The 11,887-nt window shown below is 44.9% G+C and carries 11 protein-coding genes; 6 read left to right on the plus strand and 5 right to left on the minus strand.

Annotated features, from left to right (window positions below; translation table 11 throughout):
• Window positions 1-888 (plus strand): methionine gamma-lyase family protein (locus F6K38_RS09575; RefSeq protein ID WP_287356513.1); only part of this gene is annotated, 888 nt, incomplete at its 5' end.
• Between the two features lie 85 nt (window positions 889-973).
• Here F6K38_RS09575 and F6K38_RS09580 read toward each other — a convergent pair.
• Both F6K38_RS09580 and F6K38_RS09585 read right to left on the minus strand, forming a co-directional pair.
• Window positions 974-2,260, minus strand: coding sequence for a tetratricopeptide repeat protein (locus F6K38_RS09580; RefSeq protein ID WP_229419060.1), 1,287 nt, complete (start codon window positions 2,258-2,260; stop codon window positions 974-976).
• Window positions 2,261-2,426: 166 nt separating this feature from the next.
• The gene (locus tag F6K38_RS09585) at window positions 2,427-4,106 is read right to left on the minus strand and encodes a S8 family serine peptidase (protein ID WP_008185725.1); all 1,680 of its coding nucleotides are present in this window, start codon (window positions 4,104-4,106) and stop codon (window positions 2,427-2,429) included.
• Window positions 4,107-4,198: 92 nt separating this feature from the next.
• Between F6K38_RS09585 and F6K38_RS09590 the strand changes: the two genes are divergently transcribed.
• The 3 genes from F6K38_RS09590 (at window position 4,199) to F6K38_RS09600 (ending at window position 6,319) form a co-directional block, all read left to right on the plus strand.
• Window positions 4,199-4,381 (plus strand): hypothetical protein, encoded by a 183-nt coding sequence (locus F6K38_RS09590; protein WP_131827147.1) that lies wholly within the window; start codon window positions 4,199-4,201, stop codon window positions 4,379-4,381.
• 19 nt (window positions 4,382-4,400) lie between these two features.
• Window positions 4,401-5,006 (plus strand): DUF4340 domain-containing protein, encoded by a 606-nt coding sequence (locus F6K38_RS09595; RefSeq protein WP_044493642.1) that lies wholly within the window; start codon window positions 4,401-4,403, stop codon window positions 5,004-5,006.
• Window positions 5,007-5,521: 515 nt separating this feature from the next.
• Entirely contained in the window at window positions 5,522-6,319 is a 798-nt protein-coding gene (locus tag F6K38_RS09600) for an SPFH domain-containing protein (RefSeq protein ID WP_008185722.1), read from the plus strand.
• Window positions 6,320-6,590: 271 nt separating this feature from the next.
• Here the strand turns inward: F6K38_RS09600 and folP are convergent, their stop codons facing one another.
• The 3 genes from folP to F6K38_RS09615 all read right to left on the minus strand — a co-directional run bounded on the left by folP (window position 6,591) and on the right by F6K38_RS09615 (window position 10,713).
• Entirely contained in the window at window positions 6,591-7,436 is an 846-nt protein-coding gene (folP, locus tag F6K38_RS09605; RefSeq protein ID WP_287356515.1) for a dihydropteroate synthase, read from the minus strand.
• A gap of 142 nt (window positions 7,437-7,578) precedes the next feature.
• Window positions 7,579-8,304 (minus strand): triose-phosphate isomerase, encoded by a 726-nt coding sequence (gene tpiA / locus F6K38_RS09610; protein WP_071986895.1) that lies wholly within the window; start codon window positions 8,302-8,304, stop codon window positions 7,579-7,581.
• 258 nt (window positions 8,305-8,562) lie between these two features.
• Window positions 8,563-10,713 carry a polyribonucleotide nucleotidyltransferase gene (locus F6K38_RS09615; protein ID WP_008185716.1) on the minus strand — a complete coding sequence of 717 codons (2,151 nt, stop codon included), beginning with the start codon at window positions 10,711-10,713 and terminating at the stop codon, window positions 8,563-8,565.
• Between the two features lie 686 nt (window positions 10,714-11,399).
• On the opposite strand from F6K38_RS09615, the gene F6K38_RS09620 reads away from it, so the two are divergent.
• Both F6K38_RS09620 and F6K38_RS09625 read left to right on the plus strand, forming a co-directional pair.
• On the plus strand, window positions 11,400-11,543 hold the full coding sequence (locus F6K38_RS09620) for a hypothetical protein (RefSeq protein WP_287356517.1): 144 nt from the start codon (window positions 11,400-11,402) through the stop codon (window positions 11,541-11,543).
• A 98-nt stretch (window positions 11,544-11,641) separates the two neighbouring features.
• Window positions 11,642-11,887 (plus strand): hypothetical protein (locus F6K38_RS09625; RefSeq protein WP_287356519.1); only part of this gene is annotated, 246 nt, incomplete at its 3' end.

The following is an 11,887-nucleotide window of genomic DNA, read 5'->3' on the forward strand; positions in this document are numbered from 1 at the left end:
ATTGGTTTACGGGGTGATGGTCAAGGTTCCCTAATAGAATTTGGGATTCGTTACCGCCAGTTGTCCCTAACTAGTGAGGGAAGTTTAGATTGGTCAGCCTTGGCAACAGCGGTAGGAGAGAATACCCGCCTGGTGTTCATTCAGCGTTCCTGTGGGTATTCTTGGCGAAAGAGTCTTTCAATATCAGAAATAGAAAAAATTGTCAAGCTTGTCAAACAACAAAATCCTGATACTATCTGTTTTGTGGATAACTGTTACGGGGAATTTGTAGAAGAACAAGAACCGACAGCAGTAGGAGCAGATTTGATGGCGGGTTCCTTGATTAAAAATCCTGGGGGAACGATTGCTACTGCTGGAGGCTATGTCGCTGGAAAAGCTGACTTAGTTGAAGCGGCGACCTGTCGTCTGACTGCTCCAGGGATTGGTAGTTCAGGTGGGGCGACTTTCGATCAAAATCGATTGCTGTTTCAAGGATTATTCCTAGCTCCCCAAATGGTTGGTGAAGCCCTCAAAGGGAGTCATTTAATCGCTCATACTATAGCACAACTTGGTTATCCTGTCAATCCCCCACCGATGGTACCCCGTCGGGATGTAATTCAAGCAGTTGAGTTGGGTTCAGCGGAAAAATTAATCGCTTTCTGTCGAGGGATACAACAGCATTCTCCGATAGGTTCCTACCTCGACCCTGTCCCAGCCGCAATGCCGGGTTATGAGAGTCAGTTAGTGATGGCTGGGGGGACTTTTATTGATGGCAGTACGTCAGAATTTTCTGCCGATGGTCCGCTTAAGGAGCCTTATATTGTGTTTTGTCAGGGAGGAACCCATTGGACTCATATTGCGATCGCATTAGAAGCTGCCATTGAAGCAATCGCAACAGCTGATAGCTGATAGCACCTCAAGTAGCACCATCTGTAGCGCATAAGCTGAATGATTAATTGTCGCTAGTTTTATCAATATTTCAATTATTATAGCGCTATCGTTCTAAATCCTTGATCACCTTCTCCCAATACCATTTTTCTGGCATCCCTGGGTATTTTCCCTTAGCCAAGTCAAGTAGGCGTGTGGCGATATCGGATTGTCCTCCTACCAGTCTTAGTAGTCTTTGTTGCAACTCCCTACTAGGTTTGATATTTGATGGTGCTTGTGATTCTCGATTGCTCGACCCCTCGGTCAGTTGTAATGGCTGTAGCTGTTTGAGTTTATCGAGCAGTTTCCGATAATTAGTCCAGTCTTGTTGATCGAAATACAGGTTTGCCGCTTGTTGATAATCTTCAAATGCTCCCCGTAGATCTTCAAACTTTTCACGAGCGGTTGCCCGATAACGATATGATTGAGCATCATTGGGTTTAAGAGTAATAACTCGGGAATAATCTTCGATGGCTTGGCGATAGTCTCCCATCTGGATATAGGCATTACCCCGATGGATTAAGACGTCCCGATTTTCCGGATTACTTTGTAGTAACTTGGTCAAGTCATCAATAGCTCCCCGGTAATCTCCCAATTCAATTCGTACTAATCCTCGATGGTAACGAACCTGAGCATCTTGGGGATTTAGTTCCATAGCTTGACCAAGGTCTTGAATGGCTCTCCTGTAATCACCGAGTTTGCAGTGAACAATACCTCGATAGCAATAAGCTTGGGCATTTTTGGGGTCAACCTCAAGGAGCCAGTTGAAATCCTCTAAGGCTTCTCGGTACTTGCCTGTGTTAACTTTATTTATTGCTTGATGGCAAAAATCGTTAGTCTGGGCTCGACCTAAAGCTAGTATTTGCTGTTGTTGAATTTGATTGATACTCTCAAGACAACGACGACAATTTAATTTATCTTGTTGGTCTAGGTAGAGCTGAGCTGCTTGTTTAAATGATGCGATCGCAGCCTGATTATCTCCTAACTTACGGTAGGCACTACCTTGAAGCTTACAAGCTGCAGGCTGATTAGGATTAATCTTAAGTATTTGATTGGCATCTTCTATTGCTCCAGTGGCATCTCCCAGTGCCAATCGAGCCAAACCCCGCCCGAAATAAACTTCAATACTTTCAGAATTGATTTGTAAAGCCTGAGTATAATCGGCAAGCGCGCCTTGTTGATCCCCTAAGTCAAAGCGAGCCATAGCTCGTTTATAGTAGGCTTCGGCGAAGTTCGGATTAATCTCTAAGGCTTTGTCAAATTCCTCGATTGCTTCGTTCAAGTCTCCTTGACGAATTTTATCTATTCCTCGGTAGTAAAACTCTTCCTCCATTCCAACTCTATTGTGAATCAACTACCATTCCTACTTTAGCTAGATTGTAACTTTAGCTTCTAGCGCCTTCAATCTTGAGATCTGACCCGTAAGGGCACCATGGGATGAATCCCCAATCAAGTTTTTATTTTTCGAGCCAAGTTTTTGCTCAAAGCTAGCAGCTTAGCCCTCTTGCCTCTGTTGCCTATCATTTGGGATCTGGAACTGTCCACCAAGCTAAAGCATAAGCTTGAGACGGCTGATTAACCTGTTGTTGATACTGAACCCGAATTTTATAGCGACCTTGAGCAGGGACTTGGCAGAAAATATGTTCCACAGCATCCGCTTCACTGATAGAAGCACAGACACTTTTGGTAATGTCCTCTTCTCCGACTGGCATTAAATAGAGGTCAAGATTATTCAAACCGCGATCGCTAAAACTCTCCCCAAGATCATAAGCATCATTATTATTGTCATCCTCTAACTCTACCAAACGGTCCCAAGCCAGAGTTAAAGAGATAAAACTTCCTTCTGCTAAGGGTTTTGTTAACACATAGTCCCGATCAGATGATTTCTCCACAGTACGGTAATCCCAACCCACTGGTGGCACTCCAATGCCACTGGGACTCCATTGGCCGAGTTTAAATTGCTGGTAAGCTCGAAACCCATTTAGATGTCCTGTCCCCATCTGCATATCCAGAGGAATTTTGGGGTCTTGGTAAGCATCAGACTCTAACCAGTGGTGATTATCCTTTGCCCGAATCGTGCGGCTCATGCCTAGTAGCATCCCATCACCGAGATCTTGAATTTTGTCAGCAGAATTAAGCAACACTGCCTTCATTACTTCATGGCGTCGGGAATCTGTACTCCAATTCATCCACAAGCGATGCAGCCCGGTATTGGGGGTTTCCGCTCTGAGGGACTGCATCAAGAATAGTTTTTGTTGTCTTGAGCGCAGCTTGCGCAAAGCGGAATCACCAAATTCCTGTAGCAATGCTACAACACCAGTGATATGGGGAGCAGCAAAACTGGTACCACTGACCTTAGTCACTTTACCTTTGAGGTCATACAACGATATCTTGTTGCCAGGAGCTACCAAATTAATCGAGCGGCGAGAACCAACATTAATTTCTTGCCGAATCAGACGACGACCAATACCAACTGGTAAAGCACTCAAGTTAGCAAAGTCTACCTTATTAAAAACTCCCTGACGCTTGGCTGTGTATGCTGCATTGATACCATTAAAATTATCTGTGGGGATCGGAATTCCCCCTTTGCCTTGGTTGCCAGCAATCACATACAAGACATCATGCACCCTAGCTGACCAATCGATACATAGAGTTAACAGCGCATTGCCATCCAGCACCGCTTCCTCCCTCGGGTCCCGCTGTAGGGATTCACCAAAACTAAAATTAATTGCCCGCACATCGGAGCCATTTTGCTGAGCAATATGCTGAGCCGCGAGGCACTCTTCCGGTTGTCCACTCCTAGACAGGGAACCAACTGCTGAAGCGTAGAGTTTTGCCCCAGGTGCTACTCCCCGAAAGGCTTTGTCTCGACTAATCATCACAGCTGCTACCATAGCCGCATGTTCATCAACATGGGTATTCGGTTTTGCGGGGGTGTTGCGATAAAATACTCCCGCAGGAGTTACTGTCCGATTCTTGATAGCGGCCTTATCCTTACCAAATAATCCAGGTCTACCAATTTCCACTTGCCCAATGGCAATTTTGCGACCGGTTAAATTATAGGGAGGTTGGTGTAACCGATAGACATTAATACCAGCTTCTGAGATTGATGTATCTAATCCCAAGGCTGGCGCGATTACCCCTGAGATACCTAAACCACCCAATAGCCATACCAGTGTTTTTTGGATCGGAATTTTCATAATTCTTTACACAGAGCGCGTTTATTGATCTCCGACTACTTAGCAATCTCCCAAAGACTTAGCTAGATCTAGCTATAGCGTTTCTCATAATTGTGAACTACACAAGATTTTTTCCCTGTTCCCAGATCCGCTGTTCCCAGATCCGCTGTTCCCAGATCCGCTGTTCCCAGATCCGCTGTTCCCTGTTCCCTACTCCCTACTCCCTACTCCCTACTCCCAAGGGAGGTGTACCTCACCCAATTGAGAACCGCTATAACGTATTAAGCTGTGTTTAGATCGATGCAGTTTAAACTGATGAAACTACAAAGGACAACTCTGATTTTAGTCATTTGTGCCATCCTCCTGGGGGGAGGTGTATATATTTATGAAATTCAGGGTTCTGAAAAGCGAGAAGCTGCTAAAATTAATAAAAAACCGATATTTAATTTCACTGAAGACGAGATTCAATCGTTTACTGTTAATAGTGATGACAAGACCTTAGTATTCGAGCGAGCCAGTGAGCCAGAATCGGGTTGGCGGATGAAAAAGCCCAAAGAGGCGACAGCTAGTGATGCGGTTGTTTCCTTTTTGTTGAACTTGCTGGCTCAGGGCAAAAGCGATCGCATTCTTACGGTTAGCCCTGACCAACTTCCAGAGTATGGATTAGACAAGCCCTCAGCAACTATAACAGTGAAACTGAAAAATCAGGACAGTCCGAAGCTGATCTTAGGCAACTTGGACTTTACTCGCAGTTTCCTATATGCTCAAGTCCTACCACTGGATTCCAAATCTGAGCAGTTGCAGGTGCTGTTAGTGCCAGTGGACTTTCAGTATGCTGTCTCACGCCCCCTCTCAGAATGGCTGGTTAATCAGGACAAGGCTGAAGAAGACAAGCCATCTGCTGCTGAAAAAACTGACTAGTACGAAATTGTAAGCATTCAGCGTGTCGCGTATCAGCGTGTCGCGTATCAGCTATCAGCCAAAGGCCACGCTACGGGAATGGCCAGGCTACTGTTGGCGCAGCGTGCGCGTAGCGCAATCGGTGCTTTTGAATAAAATCAGCTGACTACTGAGCACTGACGGCACCTCAAGTAGCGTGAGCCAAGGCCATTCGCGTTCGCGAATGGCTCACGGCTGAATGCTTAAACTAAATCTACTTTGATAACCTACTTTTTTAGTTGTTGCGGATCTTCCCTCTGTTGTGTTCTCAGTTTCTAAGTATAGGTTAGGGGAATGGTGAGGGGAATACCCCTCATCCACAGAAGTTAGCTTCCCCGTAGTGTTGATAACAGCTTTGACACTCAACCCAGGGGTGGCTAGAGTGAAAGTTATCTATACACACATTTTGTGCTCTTCTATTGATAAAGTTATTTCTAGGAAATGCTAGCCGCAGCAAAGCGTGAATTGATTAATCTTCTAACAGGATCTAAAACACTATGGATATTCTTCTTAGCATACTCGCCCCAATTATTTTAGTAGCCTTTGGCTACACCGTAGGTACGACAAAAGTTGTCCAAGAGGGAAATGAAGCTCTAGTAGAACGTTTTGGTAAGTATCGTAAAAAACTAGACCCTGGTCTTAACTACAATGTAGTTCCGTTTATAGACAAGATTGCCGTAGAAGAGAGTACCCGTGAGCAGATTTTGGACATTGAACCCCAGCAGGCAATCACCAAAGATAACGTTCAGGTAGAAGTCGATGCGATCGTGTATTGGCAAATTTTAGATATGTACAAAGCTTTTTATGCTGTAGATAATGTTCATGAGGCGATTGAAAATTTAGTCATGACCACTCTGCGTTCTACCATTGGTCAGATGGAATTAGACGAGACTTATGCCTCCCGAGACAGAATCAATCAGAACTTATTGCAACAATTAGATGATGCCTCTGCTGATTGGGGAGTCAAGGTGATGCGGGTTGAGGTGCAAGAGATTAAACCACCCCAGACTATTATCGATGCCCTAGAGAAGGAACGAGCTGCTAAGAGTGAGAAACAAGCCAAAATTTTACAGGCTGAAGGTACAGTGGAGTCGATCCAAATGATCTCCAAAGCTCTTCAAGAGCAAGCTAATACTCAGAAAGTCCTACAGTTCCTGATTGCTCAACGCTATGTAGAAGCTAATGAAAAATTAAGTGAAAGCAACAATTCTAAAGTCGTCTTTATGGATCCAAAAGCACTGAGCGAAGCCATGACTGATTTGCTTCAAACTGAATCTGTGGGCGAAAGTAATTAGGTCAATAACAATGTAATAATTCAGCGGTCAGCGGTCAGCGGTCAGCGGTCAGCGGTCAGCGGTCAGCGGTCAGCTTAAAATAAACCTCGAATGGGAGAATTTAATAGTTCGAGATTAATGAGAATTGAAACTCTCGGGAAAAGCCCATCAAAGCATTTAGCGGTCAGCTGTCAGCTGTCAGCAGACGTAACAGAGATTAAACCAATGCTTACCTCTTTTATTCAAAAGCTGAATGCTGATAACTGAATGCTGATAGCTGAATGCTGAATACTTAAACACGCCAAATCGCATCAGCAACACGGCAGACATCACGGAGCTGGTCAACATCGTGTACCCGCAGGATGTCTGCTGAACCGGCAATGGCACTACAACAAGCCGCAGCAGTTCCCCAAATTCGACCCTTGGGGTCTGGTTGATTGATGATGCGTCCAATAAAGCTTTTCCGAGATACTCCGACTAACATCGGTAGACCGAGGGCATCAAACCTAGGCAGTTGCCGCAGAATCTCTACACTTTGCTCAGCGGTTTTGGCAAAACCAATGCCTGGGTCAATAATAATATGCGATCGCTTAATTCCTGCTGCGGTTGCCGCAGTTACCCGCTCCTCCAGAAAGCTATAGATTTCTCCAATTAAGTCTTGATAATCAGTTAATTTTTGCATGGAAACCGGGGTGCCTCGGATATGCATTAAGACAATTGGTACCCCCAATTGCCCTACAAGTGGCAACATGTCTGGGTCAAATGTGCCACCGGAAATATCATTGACCATATCGGCACCAGCTTCTACCGCAGCCTTAGCCACAGATGCTCTAGTGGTATCGACAGAAATCGGTATCTTCAGCACTGAACCCATTGCCTTTACCACAGGCACAACTCGTTTCAGTTCTTCGGGTAGGGAAATTTGCTCGGCACCAGGTCGAGTGGATTGACCACCAATATCGATAATATCAGCACCAGCATCTACTAGAGCCTGAGCTTGCCTTAAGGCAGCTTCTGGGGTAAAATACTCTCCGCCATCACTAAAACTATCGGGGGTAACGTTCAAGATACCCATGATATAGGTTCGTTTGCCCCACTCAAAAGAATAGTTCTGGATGGTTAATTTTCCTTTATCCATCGCTTATAGATCATGGCTAATTGCTAATTGAAAATTGCCCATTGCAATCAACCAATTAACCAATTAACTAACTAATAATAAGCTAACTAACAATTAACAATTAACAATTAACAATTAACAATTAGCCCATGACTAATCACAACTACTGATAATTGACTATTCTGGCAAAGCTCGCAGGTTCTAAGCTTGCTCCGCCCACCAGTACTCCATCAATTTCTGATTGAGCCATAATTTCATCAATATTCTTGGGTTTGACGGAGCCACCATATTGAATTGGGACATTAGCTTCCTTTAGCTTGGAGCGAATTAATCCAATGATTCGATTCGCTTCTGATGCATCACAAGTGTCTCCAGTACCAATTGCCCAGATTGGTTCGTAAGCAATCACTAAATTTTGCTGGTCAACGTTGACTAGGTCTTTTTCCAACTGCTTGCTAATAATGTCTTCTGTTTCACCAGCATCCCGTTGTGCTTTCGTTTCCCCAACACACAGAATCGGAATCAAACCGTGACGCTGAGCAGCGTGAAGGCGTTTATTAACGGTTTCATCAGTTTCGCCGAAGTATTGACGCCGTTCACTATGACCAACAATGACATAGCGCACACCAATTTCCTTGAGCATCCCACCAGCAATTTCACCAGTGTAGGCTCCAGCATTTTCCCAGTGGATATTCTGAGCCCCGATCTGTACACGAGTATTTTGTACATGCTCAGACATCACACCCAAGTCGGTGAAGGGACCACACAGAACAACCTCCCGTTCTATGGGAGTTTGCTCCACCTCAGGCAAAAATCCCTTTAAAAACTCAGCGGTTTCCGCTTGAGTTTTGTACATTTTCCAGTTACCAGCTATAACAATTTTCCGCACAGCTTAACTAAATCATCTCTAAACCATAATGCATTATTTAGTGTAAAGCTTTTACTTACGGCTATCTCAGAAATGTTTAACTTTTGCTGGTCACTGACCTGATCACAGGATACTCCTAGGGTAAGTTCAGGGAAGCATCATCAGAGTAGGGTCAATTTATTCCCCCAACTCCCCAGAGGCTTCTACATCTGTTCTCTATAGTCTTGAGAAGCTTCCCTGCTCCTGACGCTTCACCATTATCTAGCTAGCCTAGCTAGGTTATAACGCTGCTGCTTCCCGTGCTGCGGCAGCTTCGTCCGGATGAATGTTCAAACGGGTTAAATTAAGACGACCCTTGTTGTCAATTTCCCGTATTTTGACAACTACCTCATCTCCTACCGCTAACTCATCTTCCACTTTGCCAACTCGGTAGTCAGCTAGTTGGGAAATGTGAATCATACCTTCTTTGCCAGGAAGTATTTCCACAAAGGCACCAATGGGAATAATCCGGGTGACACGACCAACATAGACATCCCCTTCATGCAGCTTGCGGGTTAAGCCTTGGATGATATTGATAGCTTTGGTGGCTCTGTCCCCATCCATAGCAGATACGGTAACTGTACCGTCATCTTCAATATCGATTTTTGCCCCAGTTTGCTCGGTAATTCCTTTAATTGTCTTACCCCCTGGACCAATGACTGTACCGATGAACTCCGGATCGATCTTCATGGTTAAGAGGCGAGGAGCAAAGGGTGACATGTCTGTGGAGGGTGTGTCAATCACCGCCAGCATCTTTTCTAGGATATGCAGTCTGGCTGGTTTGGCTTGCTCAATGGCCTGGGCTATGGTATCCATGGACAGACCAGTGATTTTCATGTCCATTTGCAAAGCCGTGATGCCAGTATCGGTACCGGCGACTTTGAAGTCCATGTCACCCAAAAAGTCTTCAATACCTTGAATATCGGTGAGAATGCGGACTTCATCTCCTTCTTTGATCAAACCCATGGCTGCACCACTAACCGGTTTGGTAATCGGTACACCTGAATCCATCAAGGCCAGTGTTGAACCACAAACCGAGCCCATGGAGGTGGAACCATTGGAGGAGAGCACTTCCGATACTACCCGGATCACATAGGGAAACTCGTGTTGAGGGGGCAACACGGGGACTAATGCTCGTTCGGCTAAGGCTCCGTGACCAATTTCACGCCGTCCGGGCGATCGCAATGGCTTGACTTCCCCTACAGAAAAGGGTGGGAAATTGTAGTGGTGCAGATAGCGCTTCTCATCTTCTGGGTTAAGGTCATCTAGAGTTTGGGCATCTCCAGGTGTTCCCAAGGTAACCGTGGATAGGACTTGGGTTAGTCCTCGGTTGAACAAAGCGCTACCATGAACTCGCTGAGGTAATAGACTGGTTTGACAAGAGACAGGACGCACTTGGTCTAGCTTGCGACCATCCACGCGCACCCCTTCTTCCACAATCTGAGTACGCATCAGTTTTTTGGTGAGGCTTTTGAACAGCTTATCGACTAATGCGCTATTTTCATTAACCGCTACACGGATCGGGTCATCCTCTTTGAGTTGGGTAATTTCTGCTTTGACAGCACTGTCTTTAATCTCATCTAAGGCAACATCCCGACCATTTTTGTCCAGGTCAAATTGCGAGAGGACACCTTTAATTTTGTCAGTGGCGCGGACGCGAATAAATTCTTCTAGATTCGAGTCTACGGCTGGGGGTTCGCCAATCACTATTGCAATTCCCAACTCCTCAAGCAGGTCATGCTGGGCTTTGATCAAGTCTTGTACCGCTTCGTAGCCGAAATCGATGGCCTCGATTATATCTTGTTCCGGTAATTGATTGGCACCGGCTTCTACCATAATTACCCCTTGTGGGGAACCAGCCACGACTAAGTCCAAGTCGCCATTTTCGATTTCCTTGTAGGTGGGATTAATCATAAAATCATCCCCGAGTAACCCTACCCGTACAGCTGCCATTGGTCCATAGAAGGGAATGCTGCCCTGCAACACAGCAATCGATGCACCAGTAACTGCCAAAACATCTGGCGGTACTTGTTCATCCATAGACAGGGTAGTTGCTACAATCTGTATATCATCTCGTAGCCAACTGGGAAATAAGGGACGTAAGGGACGGTCAATGAGACGGCTAGTTAGGATAACTTTTTCTGGAGGACGGCCTTCCCGCCTGAGGAAACCACCTGGAATCCGACCTGCTGCGTAGAGTCTTTCTTCGTAGTCAACCACCAAGGGTAGAAAATCAATCCCTTCTCGACCAGGGGCACGAGTTGCTGTCACTAGAACTGCTGTATCCCCCGACTGTATCATTACTGAACCACCAGATTGAGGGGCAAGCAGACCTACTTTGAGTCTAATATCCCGTCCATCAAAGGATATTGACTTGTCTATCTCTACCATTTCGGTACTTTTTCCTTCTTTGTTTGATCACTGTTCTCGTTCTGTCGCAATCGTAGCATTTATCACTCAGGGGGGTGGTAAGTAGGAAAGGGAGTAGGGAGTCGGGAGTCGGGAGTCGGGAGTCGGGAGTCGGGAGCAATGAAAAAATTTCTATGCACCTGATTAGACTAGTAAACGCTATACTTTTTTATGGTGTTAGGCTAATGGGTCAACTGCTTTAGGCCTACGGTTGCTTTCTTTTTGAAAGTGGCCAAATTTGTTGTGGAGTAAATTCAGCGTTTTTTTAGAGTTTCAAGACTACTGAATACTCTAAGTAATAGCCATGGATTTTAGAGTTTGTCTGAGAAGTCTCATTTGCTACATACAAGCCCCCTAAATCCCCCAATTTTGGGGGACTTTTAGAAGCAAATTGACTCTTGTTCCCCCCAAGCGAGCAATCCCTCGCTTGGGGGGCTAGGGGGGCAAAATTCAGTATAAAAAAACTTTTCAGATATCCTCTTACTTCAGGTTTTACCGTTTTTTGTTATTTAAAAATCGAATTAAGGTAGTCTCTATCAAGTTTTTTTGATCAGCGAATATTTTTTATGTAATGGGGAAAATAACTGGATATATTTTCCCCTAATCATATAATCAAAAAATAACCAAAAATAATAAGTTTGCTTACTTCAAGTAATTCTAAATAAATTATGATAATTTCTGTTCCCTGTTCCCTGTTCCCAGATCCGCTGTTCCCTACTCCCTACTCCCTACTCCCTACTCCCTACTCCCTACTCCCTACTCCCTACTCCCTACTCCCTACTCCCTGCTCCCTTTGTTATAAAATCTATTAATCAGATAGGATAGCTGTTAATCCTAAGGGATAAATTCAGCAAATTTGATCGAGAAAACCTGGACTAGATAACAAAAAAAGACACAAAACTTACTTATTATGGCAACGTTACATGGCAGTTGGATATCTGGGGAAACTAATGGTCATCTATTTATTTGGGGAGAAACCTGGCGCACAAAGGCGCAGATATCAACAACTGCCAATGATATGTCATGTCACCCGTTTGCCATGACTGAGGAAGAATTGACGTCTTTTTTAGATTCTCATCGTCTGTCCATCGGTCAATTTTTAGAGGTGTCTGAGAAGGCTCGTTCAGGTAGTCGTAAGCGTGCAGCTCAACAGCAT

This window comes from Moorena sp. SIO3B2, assembly GCF_010692525.1.
Taxonomy (GTDB): domain Bacteria; phylum Cyanobacteriota; class Cyanobacteriia; order Cyanobacteriales; family Coleofasciculaceae; genus Moorena; species Moorena producens.

Coding starts and splice junctions, on each gene's coding strand:
- F6K38_RS09615 (WP_008185716.1), bottom strand. CDS start 10,713: ATGGTAGAGATAGACAAGTCAATATCCTTTGATGGACGGGATATTAGA.
- F6K38_RS09600 (WP_008185722.1), top strand. CDS start 5,522: ATGGATATTCTTCTTAGCATACTCGCCCCAATTATTTTAGTAGCCTTT.
- F6K38_RS09620 (WP_287356517.1), top strand. CDS start 11,400: ATGATAATTTCTGTTCCCTGTTCCCTGTTCCCAGATCCGCTGTTCCCT.
- folP (WP_287356515.1), bottom strand. CDS start 7,436: ATGGATAAAGGAAAATTAACCATCCAGAACTATTCTTTTGAGTGGGGC.
- F6K38_RS09585 (WP_008185725.1), bottom strand. CDS start 4,106: ATGAAAATTCCGATCCAAAAAACACTGGTATGGCTATTGGGTGGTTTA.
- F6K38_RS09595 (WP_044493642.1), top strand. CDS start 4,401: ATGAAACTACAAAGGACAACTCTGATTTTAGTCATTTGTGCCATCCTC.